17 protein-coding genes, 5 tRNA genes and 1 pseudogene are annotated in these 20,187 nt (G+C 69.8%); 9 read left to right on the forward strand and 14 right to left on the reverse strand.

Annotation, left to right across the window (positions count from 1 at the left end):
* Positions 1–70: 70 nt before the first annotated feature.
* The 4 genes from ADK65_RS06120 to leuC form a co-directional block, all read right to left on the reverse strand.
* A complete protein-coding gene (locus ADK65_RS06120) occupies positions 71–712 on the reverse strand; it encodes an HU family DNA-binding protein (protein ID WP_053668771.1) in 642 nt (213 codons plus the stop codon).
* Between the two features lie 135 nt (positions 713–847).
* The gene (locus ADK65_RS06125) at positions 848–1,078 is read right to left on the reverse strand and encodes a hypothetical protein (protein ID WP_053668772.1); all 231 of its coding nucleotides are present in this window, start codon (positions 1,076–1,078) and stop codon (positions 848–850) included.
* Positions 1,079–1,355: 277 nt separating this feature from the next.
* Entirely contained in the window at positions 1,356–1,949 is a 594-nt protein-coding gene (gene leuD / locus ADK65_RS06130) for a 3-isopropylmalate dehydratase small subunit (RefSeq protein ID WP_053668773.1), read from the reverse strand.
* A gap of 6 nt (positions 1,950–1,955) precedes the next feature.
* Positions 1,956–3,386 (reverse strand): 3-isopropylmalate dehydratase large subunit, encoded by a 1,431-nt coding sequence (gene leuC / locus ADK65_RS06135; RefSeq protein WP_053668774.1) that lies wholly within the window; start codon positions 3,384–3,386, stop codon positions 1,956–1,958.
* Between the two features lie 195 nt (positions 3,387–3,581).
* Here leuC and ndgR point away from each other — a divergent pair, with 195 nt between their 5' ends.
* On the forward strand, positions 3,582–4,298 hold the full coding sequence (gene ndgR / locus ADK65_RS06140) for an IclR family transcriptional regulator NdgR (RefSeq protein ID WP_003993203.1): 717 nt from the start codon (positions 3,582–3,584) through the stop codon (positions 4,296–4,298).
* A gap of 178 nt (positions 4,299–4,476) precedes the next feature.
* Here the strand turns inward: ndgR and ADK65_RS06145 are convergent.
* From ADK65_RS06145 to ADK65_RS06185, 9 genes are all read right to left on the reverse strand, one after another.
* Positions 4,477–4,549, reverse strand: a tRNA-Glu gene (locus ADK65_RS06145).
* Positions 4,550–4,592: 43 nt separating this feature from the next.
* A tRNA-Gln gene (locus ADK65_RS06150) sits at positions 4,593–4,664 on the reverse strand.
* A 20-nt stretch (positions 4,665–4,684) separates the two neighbouring features.
* Positions 4,685–4,757: transfer RNA gene (locus tag ADK65_RS06155), tRNA-Glu, on the reverse strand.
* A 47-nt stretch (positions 4,758–4,804) separates the two neighbouring features.
* Positions 4,805–4,877, reverse strand: a tRNA-Glu gene (locus tag ADK65_RS06160).
* A gap of 21 nt (positions 4,878–4,898) precedes the next feature.
* Positions 4,899–4,970, reverse strand: a tRNA-Gln gene (locus tag ADK65_RS06165).
* A gap of 89 nt (positions 4,971–5,059) precedes the next feature.
* Positions 5,060–5,791 carry an HAD family hydrolase gene (locus tag ADK65_RS06170; protein ID WP_053668775.1) on the reverse strand — a complete coding sequence of 244 codons (732 nt, stop codon included), beginning with the start codon at positions 5,789–5,791 and terminating at the stop codon, positions 5,060–5,062.
* A 181-nt stretch (positions 5,792–5,972) separates the two neighbouring features.
* On the reverse strand, positions 5,973–7,457 hold the full coding sequence (gene gltX, locus ADK65_RS06175) for a glutamate--tRNA ligase (RefSeq protein WP_078955830.1): 1,485 nt from the start codon (positions 7,455–7,457) through the stop codon (positions 5,973–5,975).
* Positions 7,450–8,226, reverse strand: a complete 777-nt coding sequence (locus ADK65_RS06180; RefSeq protein ID WP_053668777.1) for a fumarylacetoacetate hydrolase family protein — start codon at positions 8,224–8,226, stop codon at positions 7,450–7,452. Before ADK65_RS06180 ends, gltX begins: the two co-directional genes overlap by 8 nt.
* 194 nt (positions 8,227–8,420) lie before the next feature.
* A complete protein-coding gene (locus ADK65_RS06185; protein ID WP_053668778.1) occupies positions 8,421–8,612 on the reverse strand; it encodes a hypothetical protein in 192 nt (63 codons plus the stop codon).
* Between the two features lie 612 nt (positions 8,613–9,224).
* Between ADK65_RS06185 and ADK65_RS06190 the strand changes: the two genes are divergently transcribed.
* From ADK65_RS06190 to ADK65_RS06225, 8 genes and pseudogenes are all read left to right on the forward strand, one after another.
* A complete protein-coding gene (locus ADK65_RS06190; RefSeq protein WP_053668779.1) occupies positions 9,225–13,061 on the forward strand; it encodes a nitrate- and nitrite sensing domain-containing protein in 3,837 nt (1,278 codons plus the stop codon).
* A 9-nt stretch (positions 13,062–13,070) separates the two neighbouring features.
* Positions 13,071–13,484 (forward strand): roadblock/LC7 domain-containing protein, encoded by a 414-nt coding sequence (locus ADK65_RS06195; protein WP_030851929.1) that lies wholly within the window; start codon positions 13,071–13,073, stop codon positions 13,482–13,484.
* A gap of 110 nt (positions 13,485–13,594) precedes the next feature.
* On the forward strand, positions 13,595–13,990 hold the full coding sequence (locus ADK65_RS06200) for a DUF742 domain-containing protein (protein WP_053668780.1): 396 nt from the start codon (positions 13,595–13,597) through the stop codon (positions 13,988–13,990).
* Positions 13,971–14,495 (forward strand): GTP-binding protein, encoded by a 525-nt coding sequence (locus ADK65_RS06205; protein WP_053668781.1) that lies wholly within the window; start codon positions 13,971–13,973, stop codon positions 14,493–14,495. Before ADK65_RS06200 ends, ADK65_RS06205 begins: the two co-directional genes overlap by 20 nt.
* A gap of 374 nt (positions 14,496–14,869) precedes the next feature.
* Positions 14,870–18,178: a nitrate- and nitrite sensing domain-containing protein gene (locus tag ADK65_RS06210; protein WP_053668782.1), complete on the forward strand. Its 3,309-nt coding sequence runs from the start codon at positions 14,870–14,872 to the stop codon at positions 18,176–18,178.
* Between the two features lie 10 nt (positions 18,179–18,188).
* The gene (locus tag ADK65_RS06215; protein WP_003993185.1) at positions 18,189–18,602 is read left to right on the forward strand and encodes a roadblock/LC7 domain-containing protein; all 414 of its coding nucleotides are present in this window, start codon (positions 18,189–18,191) and stop codon (positions 18,600–18,602) included.
* A 94-nt stretch (positions 18,603–18,696) separates the two neighbouring features.
* Positions 18,697–19,275: a DUF742 domain-containing protein gene (locus ADK65_RS06220; protein WP_029181511.1), complete on the forward strand. Its 579-nt coding sequence runs from the start codon at positions 18,697–18,699 to the stop codon at positions 19,273–19,275.
* Positions 19,256–19,787 (forward strand): annotated as a pseudogene (locus tag ADK65_RS06225) (GTP-binding protein). The gene ADK65_RS06220 and the pseudogene ADK65_RS06225 overlap by 20 nt, the downstream one beginning before the upstream one ends.
* Positions 19,788–19,970: 183 nt before the next feature.
* Here ADK65_RS06225 and ADK65_RS06230 read toward each other — a convergent pair.
* Complete coding sequence (locus ADK65_RS06230) at positions 19,971–20,165, reverse strand: acyl-CoA carboxylase subunit epsilon (protein ID WP_053668783.1); 195 nt, start codon at positions 20,163–20,165, stop codon at positions 19,971–19,973.
* Between the last annotated feature and the right edge of the window lie 22 nt (positions 20,166–20,187).

The raw sequence follows: 20,187 nt of genomic DNA on the forward strand, positions 1-20,187 counted from the left end.
CACGTGCTGAACACGCCGCGGGCCGGACTCCGTGCGGAGTCCGGCCCGGCGCGTGAGTACCCCGTTGCCCTTACTTCTTGCGGGCGGTGGTCTTCTTGGCGGTGGTCTTGCGCGCCGTCGACTTCTTGGCGGGCGCCTTCTTGGCCGTGGCCTTCTTCGCCGGGGCCTTCTTCGCGGTCGTCTTCTTCGCGGCGGTGGTCTTGGACGCCGCCGTGGTCTTCTTGGCGGGCGCCTTCTTCGCGGTGGTCTTCTTCGCGGCCGCGGTCTTCGTCGTGGCCTTCTTCGCCGTCGTCTTCTTGGCGGTGGTCTTCTTCGCGGCGGCCGACTTGGTGGTCGCCTTCTTCGCGGCGGCCTTCTTGACCGTCGCGCCGGCACCGCCGCTCAGGCTGCCCTTCGGCGCCTTCTTGACGGAGACCTCGCCGCCACGGGGCAGCTTCTTCGAGCCGCTGACCAGGTCCTTGAAGCCCTGACCGGCGCGGAAGCGCGGAACGGAGGTCTTCTTGACCCGAACCCTCTCGCCCGTCTGGGGGTTACGGGCGTACCGGGCCGGGCGGTCGACCTTCTCGAACGAACCGAAGCCGGTGACCGAGACCCGCTCACCCGAGACGACCGCTCGGACGATGGCGTCCAGTACATGGTCGACAGCGTCGGCGGCCTGCTGGCGGCCGCCCATCTTGTCGGCAATCGCTTCTACGAGCTGCGCCTTGTTCACGTCTTCCCCTTCGGAGACATCGCCAGAACGAAACTGTTCAAGCTTTTCGCACGTTAGGCAGATATATACCGCAAATCAAACACGAAACGGGCTTATCACCCTTGTGCCGCAGCGAACTCGACGGTGCCGAGAGGCTCAGCGTTCCTCGACGGGGAGACGTCCCTCGTCGAGGTCCGTATTGAACCGCTCAAGCCGCCTTGCCGCGTCGGCGAGATCGTGCTTGGCCGCGGCCGTAATGACCAGCAGCTTCCGGGTCAGCGCCATCCGTACGCCCTCCGGGACTTGCAGTGCGCGCACTCTTGTGTGCGCTTCCTTGAGTTGGTCCGCGACTGCCGCATAGAGCTCGAGTTGGCCGTCGTGTTCCATGCACAGATTGTGCCATCTGGGGCGAGTTGTCGCCTGCGCAGGGGACAACTGCCGCCTCGAACGGCCTTCCCGGCACACGTGGAAGTCACGGCTGTACCCCTCGCTTACCCCAGCAACCACGGGCTTAACGCGGGAAGTTGGCAGCCGAACAGCGGGTGGGCAGGGCCGTTCGGGTGCAGAGACGGCTGTACCCCCGATCGGGCTGATCGGGGGTACAGAGGGGATGTTGCTCTGGCCGAAAGTCGCCTTGCTCTCAGGCGGCGGACCGTGTCCGGGGTCAGACCGGGAGGGTGCGCGGCTTGAAGGCGGGGCGCTTGGCCTCGTAGGCGGCGATGTCCGCCTCGTTCTGCAGGGTGATCGAGATGTCGTCGAGGCCGTTCAGCAGCCGCCAGCGGGAGTTCTCGTCCAGCTCGAAGGCGGCGGTGATGCCCTCGGCGCGCACTTCGCGAGCCTGGAGGTCGACGGTGATCTCCGCCTGCGGGTCCTTCTCGGTGAGCTCCCACAGCGCGTCCACGGTCTTCTGCTCCAGAACGACCGTGAGCAGGCCGTTCTTGAGCGAGTTGCCGCGGAAGATGTCGGCGAAGCGGGAGGAGATCACGGCCTTGAAGCCGTAGTTCTGCAGTGCCCAGACGGCGTGCTCACGCGAGGAGCCGGTGCCGAAGTCGGGGCCGGCGACCAGGACGCTCGCGCCCTGCCGCTCGGGCTGGTTGAGCACGAACGACGCGTCCTTGCGCCAGGCCTCGAACAGCCCGTCCTCGAACCCGTCGCGCGTGACCTTCTTGAGCCAGTGGGCGGGGATGATCTGGTCGGTGTCCACGTTGGAGCGGCGCAGCGGGACGGCCCGGCCGGTGTGGGTGGTGAAGGCTTCCATGACTGATCAGACTCCAGCGGGCGTACGGGTTGCGGCGTCGGACAGGTCGGCCGGGGAGGCCAGGTGACCGAGGACGGCGGTGGCGGCCGCGACCTGCGGCGACACCAGGTGGGTGCGTCCGCCCTTGCCCTGCCGGCCCTCGAAGTTGCGGTTGGAGGTGGACGCGGAGCGCTCACCGGGGGCCAGCTGGTCGGGGTTCATGCCCAGGCACATCGAGCAGCCCGCGTGCCGCCATTCGGCGCCGGCCTCCTTGAACACCACGTCCAGGCCCTCGGAGACGGCCTGCAGACCGACCCGCGCGGAGCCCGGGACCACGAGCATCCGTACGCCGTCGGCGACTTTGCGGCCCTTCAGCAGCTCGGCGGCGGCCCGCAGGTCCTCGATGCGGCCGTTGGTGCAGGAGCCTACGAAGACGGTGTCCACGTTGATGGAGCGCAGCGGCTGCCCGGCCTCCAACCCCATGTACTCCAGGGCCTTTTCGGCGGCGTAGCGCTCCGATGCGTCTTCGTACGAAGCAGGATCGGGGACGGACGCCGAAAGCGGTGCGCCCTGCCCGGGGTTGGTGCCCCAGGTGACGAACGGCGACAGTTCGGCGGCGTCGATGACCACCTCGGCGTCGAACTCGGCGTCCTCGTCGGTCCTGAGCGTCTTCCAGTACGCGACGGCCGCGTCCCAGTCCTCGCCCTCGGGAGCGTGCGGACGCCCCTGAAGGTAGGCGAAGGTGGTCTCGTCCGGGGCGATCATGCCGGCGCGGGCGCCGGCCTCGATCGACATGTTGCAGATGGTCATGCGGGCTTCCATCGAGAGCTTCTCGATGGCCTCACCGCGGTACTCCAGGACGTAGCCCTGGCCGCCGCCGGTGCCGATCTTCGCGATGATCGCCAGGATCAGGTCCTTGGCGGTGACGCCGTCGGGCAGTTCCCCGTCGACCGTGATCGCCATGGTCTTCGGGCGGGACATCGGCAGCGTCTGGGTGGCCAGCACGTGCTCCACCTGGGAGGTGCCGATGCCGAACGCCAGCGCGCCGAAGGCACCGTGCGTCGAGGTGTGGGAGTCACCGCACACCACGGTGGTGCCCGGCTGGGTCAGACCCAGCTGCGGGCCCACCACGTGCACGACGCCCTGCTCGACGTCGCCCAGCGGGTGCAGACGCACGCCGAACTCGGCGGCGTTCTTGCGCAGCGTCTCCAGCTGCACCCGCGAGACCGGGTCCGCGATCGGCTTGTCGATGTCCAGGGTGGGGGTGTTGTGGTCCTCGGTGGCGATGGTGAGGTCCAGACGCCGCACCGTGCGGCCGCTCTTGCGCAGACCGTCGAAGGCCTGCGGGCTGGTCACCTCGTGCAGCAGGTGCAGATCGATGAAGAGAAGGTCGGGCTCGCCCTCCGCGCGCCGGACGACGTGGTCGTCCCAGACTTTCTCCGCGAGTGTCCTACCCATCGCTGTTCCCTCCGGCCGGCGACGGTCCGCCGACCCAACTAGAGATCTTGAGGAGGCAGTGCCCGTACCCCTGATTCCGGGCACACACCGCCAGGCCCTTACGTCACGGGCCGTTGTGACTTCGTGATTCCAGGGTGGCGCGTTCCACGGAAAATTGAACTTGCGTTTCACAGAGTGAGACGCGAGTATCGTTTCATGGACAACAGTAGCGGCGTCGGCGTTCTGGACAAGGCGGCCCTCGTCCTGAGCGCTCTGGAGTCCGGTCCGGCCACCCTCGCGGGGTTGGTCGGCGCCACCGGACTGGCACGACCCACGGCCCACCGCCTGGCCGTGGCCCTGGAGCACCACCGCATGGTGGCGCGCGACATGCAGGGTCGTTTCATTCTCGGCCCTCGCCTGGCCGAGCTTGCCGCGGCCGCGGGCGAGGACCGTCTCCTCGCCACCGCCGGACCGGTGCTCACGCACCTGCGGGACATCACGGGTGAGAGCGCGCAGCTCTATCGCCGTCAGGGCGACATGCGCATCTGCGTCGCCGCGGCGGAGCGCCTGTCCGGCCTTCGGGACACGGTCCCGGTCGGTTCCACGCTCACGATGAAGGCCGGCTCCTCGGCCCAGATCCTGATGGCCTGGGAGGAGCCCGAGCGGCTGCACCGCGGCCTGCAGGGGGCGCGCTTCACGGCGACGGCCCTGTCGGGTGTGCGGCGGCGGGGCTGGGCCCAGTCGATCGGTGAGCGGGAGCCGGGCGTCGCGTCGGTGTCCGCACCGGTGCGGGGGCCTTCTAACCGCGTAGTGGCGGCCGTGTCCGTGTCCGGGCCGATCGAGCGGCTGACCCGGCACCCGGGGCGGATGCATGCGCAAGCTGTGATCGACGCCGCAGGACGCCTCTCCGAGGCGTTGCGGCGTACCGGCTGAACCGACGGAGCGTTTCGGGAGAGGTCGGCCTCAACGCCGCGGCAGGCCTTTCCCCACCACGCGCCATGGCACGACGGTTTGATCGTCGCGTGCGGGCCGGTGGCGGTTGCTCGCGCAGTTCCCCGCGCCACTGAAAGCCAAGAAGGCCCTCCACCGAAGTGGAGGGCCTTCCCTGTTGTACCCCCGACCGGATTCGAACCGGCGCTACCGCCTTGAGAGGGCGGCGTGCTAGGCCGCTACACAACGGGGGCGTGGACTCTGCAGGCGTTTGTACTACACCGCCGCAGGTCCGAGCTGGTCTACCTGGACTCGAACCAAGACTAACTGAACCAGAATCAGTCGTGCTGCCAATTACACCATAGACCAATGTGGTTTAGACCAGTCAGTACCCCCGACCGGATTCGAACCGGCGCTACCGCCTTGAGAGGGCGGCGTGCTAGGCCGCTACACAACGGGGGCCCTAGCAGTCCCGAGATGATCGTCGATCTGCCGATCTTCGGAACCAGTACCCCCGACCGGATTCGAACCGGCGCTACTGCCTTGAGAGGGCAGCGTGCTAGGCCGCTACACAACGGGGGCGATGCAGATGAGCTCTGCGAGCTGGCCTACCTGGACTCGAACCAAGACTAACTGAACCAGAATCAGTCGTGCTGCCAATTACACCATAGGCCACTGGAACGCAATCCCCGTGGGGGTTCGTGTTCTAGCTGTGCGCCTGGGGTTCCGGCCTTCCGGCCCGCTCCCGCGGCGCAGGAAGAACATTACCCGAAGGTGGACGGGGCTCCAAAACGACTATCCGGGCCGAGGAGGGAAGGCAGTTCACCCAGGGACGCGATGCGGTGCGGCCCGACGGGCGGTTCGATCGTGGCGTACCGGCCGCCGCGGTCGATCCACACCGACAGCAGTCCCGCGTCGGCGGCGCCCCGGCCGTCGATCTCCGGGTGGTCGCCGACGTAGGCGACCTGGTGCGGCGGCAGCCCGAGGAAGTCGCAGGCCGCGAGGAACGCCCCGGCCTCGGGCTTGGAGACGCCGAGCTCGGCCGCGCACAGGATGGTCTCGAAGCGGTCGTGGACGCCGAGGGCGCGCAGCTTGCGGTCCTGGACGTGGAGGCTGGAGTTGGAGAGCACGGCGTGCCGGTGGCTCGCGGAGAGGGCGTCGAGGACCGGCAGGACGTCCGGGAAGAGGGTCCAGACCGCCTCGTAGTGAGTGACGTACCGCTGGAACCACGCGTCGGCCTCGGCGTCGGAGAGGTCCCGGTCGAGGAACACCCGTACGCGGTCGCGCCGCTGCTCCTCGAAGGTGGCCTCGCCGGCCGAGAAGCGGGCCCACTGCAGGTGGGTGATCTCCCGCCAGCGCTCGATGGCCTGCTCGACGCTGTCGTAGCCGTCGAGCAGGCCCTCGGCCGTGAGGTGGGCGCGCATGCCGAGGCGGTCGGCGGTGGTGTAGTCGAAGAGGGTGTCGTCGACGTCCCAGACCACGGCTTGGATGCTCATGCCGTGACCGTACCCACCGCGTCCCCGGCTCAGCCCGGGGTCATGGTGCCGGTGAGGGTGAGGTCCGTCCCTGTCGTCACGAGGGGGGCGGGAGCGGGCCCGACCCCGGGTGACCGGCGGGCGGACGCGGCGAGGGCGGCGCCCGGGACCGGACGCCGCCCTCGCCGTGTGGTGCTCCGCTCTACGGGGCCAGCTTCGCCAGCGCCGCGTCGATCCGGGCCAGGGTGGTCTCCTTGCCCAGGACCTCCAGGGACTCGAAGAGCGGCAAGCCGACCGTGCGGCCGGTGACGGCGACGCGGACGGGGGCCTGGGCCTTGCCGAGCTTGAGGCCGTGTGCCTCGCCGGCAGCCAGGACGGCCTCCTTGAGTGACTCGGCCGAGGTCCAGTCGGCGGCGTCGAGCTTCTCGCGGGCCGTGCGCAGCAGGGCGTCCGAGCCCTCCTTCATGGCCTTCGTCCAGGAGGCCTCGTCCTCAACCGGCTCCGGCAGGAACAGGAAGTCGACGTTGTCGGTGATCTCCGACAGGACCTTGAGGCGGGTCTGCGCGTGCGGCGCGATGGCCTGCCACTTGGTCTCGTCGAAGGCCTCCGGGGCCCAGGGGGCGAACGGCGCCTGGAGCCAGGGGCGGCAGCGCTCCGTGAAGTCCTTCACATCCAGCATGCGGATGTGGTCGCCGTTGATCGCCTCGCACTTCTTGAGGTCGAAGCGCGCCGGGTTGGGCTGCACGTCGGAGATCTCGAAGGCCGCGGTCATCTCGTCGATCGAGAACACGTCCTGGTCGGCCGAGAGGGACCAGCCGAGCAGCGAGAGGTAGTTGAGCAGGCCCTCGGGGAGGAAGCCGCGCTCCCGGTACAGGTTGAGGGAGGACTGCGGGTCGCGCTTGGAGAGCTTCTTGTTGCCCTCCCCCATCACGTACGGCAGGTGGCCGAAGGACGGGATCTCCTTGGCGATGCCCAGCTCGATCAGCGCCTTGTACAGGGCGATCTGGCGCGGCGTGGAGGAGAGCAGGTCCTCGCCGCGCAGGACGTGGGTGATCTCCATCAGGGCGTCGTCGACCGGGTTGACCAGGGTGTACAGCGGGGCGCCGTTGGCGCGGACGATGCCGTAGTCCGGGACGTTCTCCGGGGTGAAGGTCAGCTCGCCGCGGACCAGGTCGGTGAAGGTGATCGTCTCGTCGGGCATCCGGAAGCGGACGATCGGCTCGCGGCCCTGGGCCTGGTACTCCTCGACCTGGGCGGCGGTCAGCTCACGGCAGTGGCCGTCGTAGCCGGAGGGCTTGCCGGCGGCGCGGGCGGCCTCGCGGCGGGTGTCCAGCTCGTCCTGGGAGCAGTAGCAGCGGTAGGCGTGGCCGGCGTCGAGCAGCTTCTGCGCGACGTCCTTGTAGAGGTCCATGCGCTGCGACTGGCGGTACGGCGCGTGCGGGCCGCCGACCTCGGGGCCCTCGTCCCAGTCGAAGCCCAGCCAGCGCATCGAGTCGAGCAGCTGGGTGTACGACTCCTCGGAGTCGCGGGCGGCGTCGGTGTCCTCGATGCGGAAGACCAGGGTGCCCTGGTGGTGCTTGGCGAACGCCCAGTTGAACAGGGCGGTGCGCACCAGGCCCACGTGGGGGTTTCCGGTGGGCGAGGGACAGAAACGGACGCGTACTGGAGTGCCGGGTGCGCTAGCCACGCTTGACAACCTTGTTGGTGAGAGTGCCGATGCCTTCGATGGTGACGGCGACCTCGTCGCCGACGTTGAGGGGGCCGACCCCAGCCGGGGTGCCCGTGAGGATGACGTCGCCGGGGAGCAGCGTCATGGCCTCGGAGATGTTGACGATCAGGTCCTCGACAGAGTGGATCATCTCGCTGGTGCGGCCGAGCTGGCGCTGCTGGCCGTTCACCGTGAGCTGGATGGTGAGGTCGCTCGCGTCCAGGTCCGTCTCCACCCACGGGCCGAGCGGGCAGGAGCTGTCGAAGCCCTTGGCCCGGGCCCACTGCTTCTCGCGCTTCTGCACGTCGCGGGCGGTGATGTCGTTGGCGCAGGTGTAGCCGAAGATCACGTCCTTGACGCGCTCACGCGGGACCTCGCGGCACATCCGGCCGATCACCACGGCCAGCTCGGCCTCGTGGTGCACCTCTTCGGAGAAGGAGGGGTACTGGATCTCGTCGCCGGGGCCGATCACCGAGGTGGAGGGCTTGAAGAAGGCGAAGGGGGCGTCGGGCACCTCGTTGCCCAGCTCGCGCGCGTGCTCCGCGTAGTTGCGGCCGAAGGCCACGACCTTGTTGGGGAGCACCGGCGGCAGCAGCCTGACCTTGCTCACGGGCACCTTCGTGCCGGAGAGCTCGAAGTCCGCGAACGGGATGCCCTTGATGATGTTCAGGACGAGTTCGTCCTGCTTGTCGCCCTCGATGGCGCCGAAGGCGACGTTCCCGTCGATGGAGAACCTGGCGATGCGCACGGGTTGCTTGGCCCCTTGACTGAAGCGGCTGGAGTCTGACGGTCCAGGCTAACGCGGGGAGGCGGACTCGCCCCGCGCATTACACGGGGCGCCCGTGCACGCACGGAGGGGCGCCCCCGTCACAGGGGGCGCCCCTCGGAAATCCGGTCCCGCCGCCGTGAGCATCCGGCGGCAGGCACGCGTACTAGCAGGTGTCACTCCGCGGCCGCGGCGGCCGCGACGGGGATCTCCATGAGGACGGTGCGCTTGGGGTTTGCGGTCTGGGCCGGCAGGTCGACGGGGTGCTCCGGCTGCTCCGGCGTCTGCAGTTCGTCGGCGTCGTTCAGGTGTGCCAGCGTCGTGCGTCGCGGGTTGGCGATCTTGTGGAACATCGTCGTCGTCTTCACTGTTTACTTGACCCTGTCCTGTGACGGGCGCCCGGAGGGTGCTGAACCCCCGCACGGGCGCGGGTTGTCGGTTGTGCCATCGCTGTAAAGCGTCAGGCTAAACATCCGATTCCCCGGCCCTGTCGCGCAGGGGTCATGATCGGCATGTGAGTTTTCTCACGAATCAGAGGGCGAATCGGTCAATTCGGACTCGCGATTCACCCCAACGAAACGGACATTGGCCCACTGAAGCCATCATTCCGCTGCTGATCATGGCGACTGGGACACGACCGGGACACCGGGCACGGCCTGTCGACTCGCGGGTTTCTGCCCGAAATGGGTGAACTCGCTTTCTACGACCGGTGATCCGTCACTCACGTGGTGTCACCTACATCACGGCTCGGCCTACGGGCCTTGTTGGAGATCCTGTGCTGTGCTGGAATCTCACGGACCGCCGCAGGATCGAGCCGGCGCACAGGGGGCGCACAGACGCGCCGAGTGGCGGTGAGAAGGGGAAACCGGCGCCGGTCACTCACGACCACCACGGGGGCGTTTTCAGGGCGTCCCCAGAACGCCGACACCGTGCCCCGCCGTTCAGGCGACGGGGTGCCTGGTCCAGAGGTTGCGACGCTAGTGCAGGGACGTTTCAAGAGGGATGGCAGCGCTTCGGCGGAGCCGGAGCCGCACGGCGGGACTGGCCCCGTGAAAGGCGGCCCCGCGCCCCAGCACGCCCAGAACCAGGGCCCGGCAGGTGACGGCGGTGAGCGCTCCGCACGCGCCGGTGCGTCGGCCCCGTCGGGAGCCGCGGGTTCTTCCCCGGCGCTGAAGCCGCCGACGGGCCCGACCGGCCCGGGGTCGCGAATAGCCCTGCGCAACTGGCGCATCTCCACGCGACTGGTGTCGCTGCTCGCCCTCCCGGTGGTCGCGGCCACCTCGCTGGGCGCGCTGCGTATCGACCAGTCCATGGACGACATCCAGCAGCTCGACAACATGAAGCTGCTGACCGACATGACCAAGCAGGCCACCGAGCTGTCGGCCGCGCTCCAGGAGGAGCGCGACCAGTCGGCCGGCCCGCTGGCGCACGGCGGCAAAGCGAGCGACTTCACGGTCAAGGGGCTTCGCGAGAAGACCGACCGGGCGAGGAAGAACTTCCTCGACAGCTCCGAGGAGATCGACGGCGCCAGCAAGGACGGCAACCTCAAGGGCGTCCGCGAGTACCTCGTGCAGCTCGCCGGCGAACTGGGCGACCTGGAGCAGATCCGCAAGAGCGCCTACGCCTCCGAGGGCAACTCCACGCAGACGGTCGAGGCGTACCACCGTCTGATCGAGAACCTGATCGACCTCTCCCAGGACATGGCCGAGGCGACCAGCAACCCGGACATGATCCAGCGCACGCGTGCGCTCGCGGCGTTCTCCTCCGCCAAGGAGTACTCCTCGATCCAGCGCGCGGCCCTCGCGGCGGCCCTGCCCGCGAGCAACACCACGGCCGGCAAGCTCTCGCCGAACGACCGGCTCTACGCCGAGTCGGCCCTGGAGAGCCAGAACTCCGAGATCCGCAGCTTCAAGAGCATCTACGGCGAGGACGCCGCCGCCGAGCTGCTGAAGCCGATCGAGGACGGCGGCAACTCCACCATCAAGGCGACCGACACCTACGCGGGTCGCGCCCTGAAATCCGCGAGCGGTCTCGCCCAGCAGGACAAGCGGTCCTACCGCGACTGGCTGGACGACAGCTCCACCAAGATCCAGCAGATGAAGAACATCGAGCACACCCTGCTCGAGGAGATGGAACAGAAGGCCCGCGAGCTGCGCAGCGCCACCGAGCGCGACGCGATCATCTCCGGTGTCCTGATCCTGATCGTGCTCGGTGTGTCGCTGGTCGGCGCCTTCGTCGTGGCGCGGTCCATGATCCGCTCGCTGCGCCGCCTGGAGGACACCGCCACCAAGGTCGCCTCCGACCGTCTGCCCGAGCTGGTCAAGCAGCTCTCCGAGTCCGACCCGCAGGACGTCGACACGTCCGTGGAGTCGGTCGGTGTGCACTCCCGGGACGAGATCGGCCGAGTGGCCGCGGCCTTCGACGACGTGCACCGCGAGGCGGTCCGCCTCGCCGCCGAGCAGGCCCTGCTGCGGGGCAACGTCAACGCGATGTTCACCAACCTCTCGCGCCGCTCCCAGGGTCTGATCCAGCGCCAGCTGTCGCTGATCTCCGAGCTGGAGTCCCGCGAGGCCGACCCGGACCAGCTGTCCTCGCTGTTCAAGCTCGACCACCTCGCCACGCGTATGCGCCGTAACGGTGAGAACCTCCTCGTCCTCGCGGGTGAGGAGCCCGGCCGCCGCTGGACCCGTCCGGTCCCGCTGGTCGACGTGCTCCGCGCCGCCGCGTCCGAGGTGGAGCAGTACGAGCGCATCGAGCTGGCCTCGGTGCCCACCACCGAAGTGGCGGGCCGCGTGGTCAACGACCTCGTGCACCTGCTCGCCGAGCTGCTCGAGAACGCGACCTCCTTCTCCTCGCCGCAGACCAAGGTCAAGGTCACCGGTCACGCCCTGCCCGACGGCCGGGTGCTCATCGAGATCCACGACACCGGTATCGGTCTGTCGCCGGAGGACCTGGCGGCGATCAACGAGCGGCTCGCCTCTCCCCCGACGGTGGACGTCTCCGTCTCCCGCCGCATGGGTCTGTTCGTGGTCGGCCGGCTGTCCCAGCGGCACGGCATCCGCATCCAGCTGCGTCCGTCGGACTCCGGCGGCACGACCGCGCTGGTCATGCTGCCCGTCGATGTCGCCCAGGGCGGCAGGAAGCCCCAGCCCAAGCAGGCCGGTCAGCCTCCCGTCGGTGGTGGTCCCGCCGCCGCGCAGGCCGCCGCCGGTGCGGCCGCGGCCCGGCGTGCCGCCGGGTCCGGTCAGGGCGGCGGTGCTCTCGGCGCCGGTGCGTCCGGCGGGGCCTTCGGTGGCGGTGCCTCCGGCGGCGGCCGGCTCGCTTCCGGTCAGGGCCCGCGGGCCGCGCTGCCCGGGCGCGACGCGGACGGCGGCCGTCCGGGAGCGCCCGGTGGAGCGCGCGGGCCGCAGGGTCCGGGGACCTCGTCGTTCGAGCAGGGTGGTTCCCCGCAGGGCCGTCCCGCTCCGGCGGGCACCGGGTTCGGCCAGCAGGCGCCGGGTGCCCCGCAGGGTCTGCAGGCGGCCGGCACCAACGGGCCGCAGGGCCAGGACGCCTTCGGCGGAGGCCGGAGCCGCAAGAAGCAGGGCGGCGACCCCGAGCAGGGCACGGGCCGCAGGCCGCAGCTGCCGCCGCGCGGCGGACCGCGTGCCGAGCTGCCCGGCGGTGACGCGCAGCCGCGCGTGCCGAGCTGGAGCGACGAGAACGCCCAGCCGCCGGCGCCGCGCGCCTCGCTGGACGCCCCGCGCGGGCACGAGGAGCCCGACCTCTCCCGTACGTCGTCGCTGCCGCGCGGCGACGACCGGCAGGGCTTCGGCGCGACGGCACAGATGCCGGCCGTGCCGCGGGACGACGACCGGCAGGGCTTCGGATCGCCCGGTGACTTCGGAGGTTCCCAGCAGGCGGACCCGTTCGGCCCCGGCGCGAACACCTCGCAGGGCCAGGGCCAGTTCGTCCGCCCGGACGTCTTCGGCACCCCCGGCGGTCGCCCCGACACCTCGTCCGCGTCGGGCCAGTACCCGGCGCCGCAGGCCTACGACAACGGCTCGGCGAGTCAGTACCCCGCGCCCCGCCAGGACAACGGCAGCCAGTACCCGGCCCCGCGCCAGGACAACGGCTCGACCGGTCAGTACCCGGCACCCCGCCAGGACAACGGCAGCCAGTACCCGGCCCCGCGTCAGGACAACGGCTCCGGGCGGCCCACCCTTCCGGGTCCGGCCACGCCGGCCGACCCCGCGGGCACGGGCCGGTTCGACCGGCCGCAGCCGGGCGGCGACCGGGGCCCGGCCGACTTCGGTGCCCCGCGTCCGCCCGCCCCGCAGGCGCGGCCGGTCCGGCAGGAGCCCGAGGCCCTGCCGCCGGCGCCCGGACCGGGCGACGGTCGCACACCGCTGTACGACACGCTGGAAACCAACTGGTTCCACGGCCAGCAGGAGGAGCAGCAGCAGCCGCCGCAGAACAACGGCTCCGCCCCTGCCGCCCCGCAGCAACCGCAGGGACCCACCGGTCCGCAGCGGTCCGCCCCCGCCGGCTGGCGCACCTCGCCGAACGACGACCTCGTCCGCCAGGCCGAGCGAGTCCGTCAGCCCGCCGCGGGGGGCATCACCACCTCCGGCCTGCCGCGCCGGGTACCCCGGGCCAACCTCGTCCCGGGCACGGCGCAGCAGCAAACCCACCAGAGCGGTCCCCAGGTCTCGCGTGCGCCCGATGACGTGCGCGGCCGGCTGACCAATCTCCGTCGGGGAATCGCACAGGGTCGTCAGGCCGGGTCCACCCAGACCGGCAGCCACCCACGGCCCACTCACCAGCAGGAGCGTTAGTTGAGTCCGATGAGCCAGGCGGCACAGAATCTCAACTGGTTGATCACCAACTTCGTGGACAACACCCCCGGGGTGTCCCACACCGTCGTCGTGTCCGCCGACGGTCTCCTCCTGGCGATGTCGGAGGGCTTCCCGCGCGACCGTGCGGACCAGCTCGCGGCCGTCGCCTCGGGTCTGACGTCCCTGACGGCAGGCGCTTCCCGGATCTTCGAGGGGGGCGAGGTCGCGCAGACGGTCGTGGAGATGGAGCGGGGATTCCTCTTCCTCATGTCCGTCTCGGACGGCTCGTCCCTCGCGGTACTGGCCCACCCCGAGTGCGACATCGGCCTCGTCGGCTACGAGATGGCGCTCCTGGTCGACCGCGCGGGCGCGGTCCTCACCCCCGACCTCAGGGCTGAGCTCCAAGGCAGTCTGCTCCACTGATCGGCCCCGGCACCACCCGTCTCACCACATCACCGTCCGGCTGCCACATACCCCACACAGGCCCCGTCAGACGGCTTGCTGACCGACTTGCTGTCCCGCCCGGAGGACCCATGACCCCGCCCCCCGCCTCTCATGATCCGTACGCGGAGCCGTACGAGGACGAGGGCGACCAGCCGCTGGTCCGGCCTTACGCCATGACCGGCGGCCGGACCCGGCCGCGCTACCAGCTGGCGATCGAGGCACTCATCAGTACGACCGCGGACCCCGCCGCGCTCATGGGACTGCTCCCGGAGCACCAGCGGATCTGCCACCTGTGCCGTGAGGTCAAGTCGGTGGCCGAGGTGTCCGCACTGCTCAACATGCCGCTGGGGGTGGCCCGGATCCTGGTCGCGGACCTCGCCGAGGCCGGTCTCGTCGCGATCCACCAGCCGGGCGGCGACGACGCCACCGGCGCGCCGGACGTGACACTGCTCGAAAGGGTGCTCAGTGGACTTCGCAAGCTCTGACGCGGGACGGTCCACCACGTCCGCGAAGATAGTGGTGGCCGGTGGCTTCGGCGTGGGCAAGACCACGTTCGTGGGTGCCGTCTCGGAGATCAACCCGCTGCGCACCGAGGCCGTCATGACGTCCGCTTCGGCCGGCATCGACGGCCGTATCACCCTGGACCAGGACCTGATCCTGTACCTGTTCGGTACGCCGGGCCAGGACCGCTTCTGGTTCATGTGGGACGACCTGGTGCGCGGCGCCATCGGCGCGGTGGTGCTCGTGGACACCCGGCGCCTGGCCGACTGCTTCCCGGCCGTCGACTACTTCGAGAACAGCGGCCTGCCCTTCGTCGTCGCGCTGAACGGTTTCGACGGCCAGCAGCCCTACCAGCCCGAAGAGGTCCGTGAGGCACTGCAGATCGGACCGGACACCCCGATCATCACGACGGACGCCCGACACCGGGCCGATGCGAAGTCTGCCCTGATCACGCTGGTCGAGCACGCCCTGATGGCACGGCTGAGGTAGCACAATTCAGAAGCGCTGTACGGCAGTTGTCGTAGATACACCGGAGCCGACTGTGTCCTTTGACACGGTCGGCCACGGTGTTCATAACGTTTCGGCAGAGGAATCGGGTGGTACGGCCACGCGTCGCGCACATCCGGTCTCGCTGCGCGCACAATCGCCCCGCCTTTTGGCGGGGCTCGCTCTTTATGACCGTTTTATCTGGGGCTTACATCCCATCGATTCCCCGCCTCGGACTGTTTGGAAGAGCGCAGGTCGTCGTGCTGGAATGCCTGAACTGCCCAATAGTCAATGACGCCCTCGTCCGTCGCTGGCGTCTTGGGCTCTGAACACTGCGGCACAACGTTGGTGCCGACCGCCGAGAGGTTGTTGGTCGAGTGAGGCGAAGCAAGAACAGTCCCGAGCCGTCGGCCCGGGGCAACTTCACCCCGCCGCCGCGCACAGCGGCGCCCGCCCCCGTGCCCGGTTCGGAACCGACGGCCGCGCCCGCCGAGAGCGGCGGCCGTCTCTCCCCGCGCAACTGGCGTGTGGCGACCAGGCTGAACGCGATCCTGCTCATACCCGTGGTGGTCGGCCTCGTCATGGGCGGCTTCCAGGTGAAGAGCTCGATCGACACCTGGCAGGAGGCCGAGGACGCGGAGAACACCGCGCGCCTGGTCCGCGCCGCCCTGGCCTACGGCAACGAACTGCTCACCGAGCGCGACGTGACCGCCGCGCCCCTGCTGCAGGGCAAGGGCACGAAGGACCCGACGGTCGTCAAGGCCCGTGCGAACACCGACAAGGCCGCGGACGCCTTCGACGAGGCCGTCAAGAACATGCCCGACCGGCCGGGCCTCGAGCGGCGCCTGGAGCGCTTCCGTGAGGCGGAACCGAGGCTGGCGCAGCTGCGTGCGGCCGCCTACACCAGCCAGCTCAAGGGCGTGCAGACCGAAGAGGGCTACGTCGAGGTCGAGCACAGGCTGCTGGAGTTCGCCAACGAACTCGGCCTGGGGACCGGCAACATCACCAGCTACGGCCGTACCGTCTACGCGATCTCGCTGACCAAGGGCGCGCTGTCCCTCCAGCGCTCCATCGGCATGCACATCCTGATCAAGCCCGGTCCGGACGGCGGCAACCTGGCCAGCCAGCGCATCGCCCTGTCCTCGTACGCCTACCTGGAGCGCATCGCCATCCAGGAGTACGAGAGCGGCGGCACCGAGGCGGACTTCGCCAAGCTGACGGCGGCCGAGAAGCAGATCAAGGCCGACGGCGCGAGGATGGCCGCCGAGGCCAAGGCCAAGGACCCGGACTACGTGCCGCCGCCTGCCAGCCCCACCACGATGGTGGCCAGGATCGCGTCGCTGCCCTCCACGGACCCCAGCGAGCGCGCCGCCCTCGCCCAGCAGGGCATCACCGCGCAGAACTGGTGGGCCGTCACCACGCTGAAGTACAACGCGTACGACAAGATCGAGACCGAGCTCGCCGACCGCGCGGTGAGCGAGGCCTCCGACATCGCCGGCGACGCCCAGCGTGACGCCTACATCACCGGTGCCGCCGTCGTGGTCGCCCTGCTCCTGGCCTTCATCCTGGCCGGTGCGGTGGCCCGCCAGATGAGCCGCTCGATGCGACAGCTGCGCAACGCCGCCTTCGGTATCGCCGAGCAGCGTCTGCCGATGCTGGTCGACCAGCTTTCGCGCACCGACCCCGGCCGGGTCGACACCCGCGTCGCCCCCATCCCGATCGCCACGACGGACGAGATCGGCGAGGTCGCCCGGGCCTTCGACCAGGTCCACCGCGAGGCCGTCCGGCTCGCCGCCGAGCAGGCCCTGCTCCGGGGCAACATCAACGCGATCTTCACCAACCTCTCGCGCCGCAACCAGTCGCTGATCGAGGGCCAGCTGACCCTGATCACCGACCTGGAGAACAACGAGGCCGACCCGGACCAGCTGGAGAACCTCTTCCGCCTGGACCACCTCGCGACCCGTATGCGCCGCAACGGCGAGAACCTCCTGGTCCTCGCCGGCGAGGAGCCCGGCCGCCGCTGGGACCAGCCGGTCCCGCTGGTCGACGTCCTGCGCGCCGCCTCCTCCGAGGTGGAGCAGTACGAGCGCATCGAGCTCTCCGGCGTCCCCGAGGCCGAGATCCACGGCCGCGCCGTGACCGACCTCGTGCACCTGCTCGCCGAGCTGCTGGAGAACGCCACCACGTTCTCCTCCCCGCAGACCAAGGTCCGCGTGACCGCGACCCGTCTTCCCGACGGCCGCGTCATGATCGAGATCCACGACAAGGGCATCGGCCTGACCGCCGAGGACTTCGCGGACATCAACCACAAGCTGGCCAACCCGCCGACCGTCGACGCCGCGATCTCGCAGCGCATGGGTCTGTTCGTGGTCGGCCGGCTCTCCGACCGGCACGGCATCCGCGTCCAGCTGCGCCCCTCGGGCGAGCAGGCCGGCACGACCTCGCTGGTCATGCTGCCGGACGCGATCACCCACGGTGGTGGCGGCGAGCAGCACGTGGACCGCGACGAGTTCACCGTCTCGCAGATCATCCCGGAGCAGAACTTCGGTGGCGGCGGCGAGAACTTCAACCAGCAGCCCATGCGCACGGCCGCGGAACTCGGCTTCGACGACAGCCGCTACTCCGACGTCCCCGACGACATACGGGAGCTGGACCCCGTAGGCCGCTCCCTGATGCGCGAGGAGCGCCGGGCGGCCCTGGAGTCCCAGTCGCACGAGCAGCCCGCGCTCCCCGGCCAGAGCAGCCAGGAGTCCGGCCAGGCGACCGGCTACCGCGACGAGTACAACGGACAGCAGCAGGGCTACGAGGCCCCGCAGGCCTACGACGCCGGCCAGAGCGGCTACCCGGAGCAGCAGCCGTCCGCGTACGACCGCCAGGCGCCGTACGAGCAGCAGCAGCAGTCGTACGACGAGCAGCGGCACACGGCGTACGAGGAGCCGCAGCGCTCTGCCTACGACGAGCAGTACTACGCGCCGAACGGCAGCGCGCCGCAGAACGACACCTTCTCGCCGAACGGCGGCTACCCGGAGCCCTCCTATGCGGAGCCGGCGCAGGAGGAGCCCTCGGGGCAGGGTGCGGGCGGCGCGGGCGGTTTCGCCGCGTTCGAGCAGCGGCGTCACCAGGACGACTGGCCCCAGCAGGACGGTTACCGGAACGGCTACCCGAACCAGTACCCTTCTCAGGCCCAGGAAACGGAATCTGCGCAGGCCGCTGACGCAAGTGAGCAGGACCGCGTAGGCTTCGACCGTCCGGGATCGAGCCCCTCCGCCGCTCACACGATGACCGACGCCGGGCTTCCCCGCCGTGGACCCGCCGCGAGCGGCGCGAACGGTACGGGTGGCGCACGGCACGTGAGCCAGGAGCCGCCGGCCTCCGCTCCGGAGAGCAACGGCGACGACTGGCGCTCGGCCAACGACGAGCGGTGGCAGCAGGCCTCGCAGCTCCGGAAGCCCAAGGCGGGCGGGGTCACCTCCTCCGGCCTGCCGAGGCGGGTACCCAAGGCCAACCTGATCGAGGGTGCCGCCGAAAGCACCCACCAGGGAGGCCCACAGGTCTCCCGCGCCCCGGAGGACGTCCGGGGCAGGCTGAGCAACCTGCGTCGAGGCGTCCAGCGCGGACGCAGCGCAGGCAGTGAAACGAACGGCCAGGGCTTCGGTCCTGACAGCACCTACAACCAGGAGCGTTAGTGTGAGCCCGATGAGCCAGGCGGCACAGAACCTGAACTGGTTGATCACCAACTTCGTGGACAACACCCCGGGGGTGTCCCACACGGTGGTGGTCTCCGCCGACGGACTCCTTCTGGCGATGTCCGAAGGCTTCCCCCGCGACCGCGCCGACCAGCTCGCGGCCGTCGCCTCCGGTCTGACGTCTCTGACGGCAGGCGCCTCCCGGATCTTCGAGGGAGGCGCGGTGAACCAGACGGTTGTGGAGATGGAGCGGGGATTCCTCTTCATCATGTCCGTATCCGACGGCTCGTCGCTGGCCGTGCTCGCTCACCCGGAGGCGGACATCGGCCTCATCGGGTACGAGATGGCGCTGCTGGTGGACCGAGCCGGTACGGTCCTGACACCGGACCTTCGTGCAGAGCTCCAGGGGAGCCTGCTCAACTAGTAGACGGACGGTGCGTTTTGGCGTCCCGGGGCCGTAAGGTTTCGGGACGCGGCTCCACAGCGATGGGTGCCAGGCACAGTCGGAGGAGGAGAAAGTGGCAACACCCCCAGGCGGTTCGTCTTCGGGCAACTGGTCGTACGGCCCTGCCCAGGGCCAGGGCGACGGTGGTCAGAACCCGAACCGTTACAACTTCCCCTCCGCACCGAGCCACCGGCAGCCGTACGCGCCGCAGGGCCCCGGCCCTTCGCCGTACGACCAGCCGCCGGCCCCGCGTATCCAGCCTGTGCAGCCGCAGCGCCGCACCCCCGAGCCGGCGCCCGCCGGGGCGTCGAACAACCCCCTGGTGCGTCCGTACGCCATGACCGGCGGCCGGACCCGCCCCCGCTACCAGCTCGCCATCGAGGCGCTGGTGCACACCACTGCGCAGCCGCACCAGATGCAGGGCCAGTTGCCCGAGCATCAGCGGATCTGCAACCTCTGCCGGGAAATCAAGTCGGTCGCCGAGATCTCGGCGCTCCTCACGATCCCTCTCGGCGTGGCCAGGATCCTCGTCGCCGACTTGGCGGAGGCGGGACTGGTCGCCATCCATCAGCCCGGCGGCGACGAGAACGCCGGCGGCCAGCCAGACGTGACACTGCTCGAAAGGGTGCTCAGTGGACTTCGCAAGCTCTAGCGGAGGGCCTTCCCGCTCCACCACGTCCGCGAAGATCGTGGTGGCTGGCGGCTTCGGCGTGGGCAAGACCACGTTCGTGGGTGCCGTCTCGGAGATCAACCCGCTGCGCACCGAGGCCGTCATGACGTCCGCTTCGGCCGGCATCGACCGGCCGTATCACCCTGGACCAGGACCTGATCCTGTACCTCTTCGGTACGCCGGGCCAGGACCGCTTCTGGTTCATGTGGGACGACCTGGTGCGCGGCGCCATCGGCGCGATCGTGCTGGTCGACACGCGGAGGCTCGCCGACTGCTTCCCGGCCGTCGACTACTTCGAGAACAGCGGCCTGCCCTTCGTCATCGCGCTGAACGGCTTCGACGGACAGCAGCCGTACACGCCGGACGAGGTGCGCGAGGCGCTCCAGATCGGTCCTGACACCCCGATCATCACGACCGACGCCCGTCACCGCGCGGACGCGAAGTCGGCGTTGATCACGCTGGTCGAGCACGCTCTGATGGCACGACTGCGTTAATTCTCCTGCTGTGGGACAGCCCCTGGCGGCCTCTGGGCTGCCGGGGGCTGTTGCGTTGCCGGGTGCGGGTTGGTGGGGGCTTGTCGCGCAGTTCCCCGCGCCCCTGAGGCATGCACCCCTGGGCGTCGCCAGAAAAGGAAAAGAGGCCCCTCCGTGTGGAGGGGCCTCTTTTCGAGCTGTGGGTCAGCGCCAGCTGTGCGGGGCCCTGAAGCCCGGCTCGCGTTCCAGGCGGCGCCAGCCGGCCTTGATGCGGCCTCGGTGGGCCGGGGCCGGGTCGGTGGGACGGGCGGCGGCGCGGGCCAGGAGGATGGCCGTGATGGCGGCGACTTCCTCGGGCTCGGCGTGGCCCTTCTCGACGCGGATGTCAGGCGATTCCATGGGTGTCAGTCTCCGTGAGGAA

The organism is Streptomyces sp. NRRL B-1140 (assembly GCF_001280065.1).
Taxonomy (GTDB): domain Bacteria; phylum Actinomycetota; class Actinomycetes; order Streptomycetales; family Streptomycetaceae; genus Streptomyces.

Excerpts from the sequence above, each read along its gene's own strand:
- ADK65_RS06125 (WP_053668772.1), bottom strand. The coding sequence starts at position 1,078 with ATGGAACACGACGGCCAACTCGAGCTCTATGCGGCAGTCGCGGACCAA.
- leuD (WP_053668773.1), bottom strand. The coding sequence starts at position 1,949 with ATGGAAGCCTTCACCACCCACACCGGCCGGGCCGTCCCGCTGCGCCGC.
- leuC (WP_053668774.1), bottom strand. The coding sequence starts at position 3,386 with ATGGGTAGGACACTCGCGGAGAAAGTCTGGGACGACCACGTCGTCCGG.
- ndgR (WP_003993203.1), top strand. The coding sequence starts at position 3,582 with ATGGACAACAGTAGCGGCGTCGGCGTTCTGGACAAGGCGGCCCTCGTC.
- ADK65_RS06170 (WP_053668775.1), bottom strand. The coding sequence starts at position 5,791 with ATGAGCATCCAAGCCGTGGTCTGGGACGTCGACGACACCCTCTTCGAC.
- ADK65_RS06195 (WP_030851929.1), top strand. The coding sequence starts at position 13,071 with ATGAGCCAGGCGGCACAGAATCTCAACTGGTTGATCACCAACTTCGTG.
- ADK65_RS06200 (WP_053668780.1), top strand. The coding sequence starts at position 13,595 with ATGACCCCGCCCCCCGCCTCTCATGATCCGTACGCGGAGCCGTACGAG.
- ADK65_RS06215 (WP_003993185.1), top strand. The coding sequence starts at position 18,189 with ATGAGCCAGGCGGCACAGAACCTGAACTGGTTGATCACCAACTTCGTG.
- ADK65_RS06230 (WP_053668783.1), bottom strand. The coding sequence starts at position 20,165 with ATGGAATCGCCTGACATCCGCGTCGAGAAGGGCCACGCCGAGCCCGAG.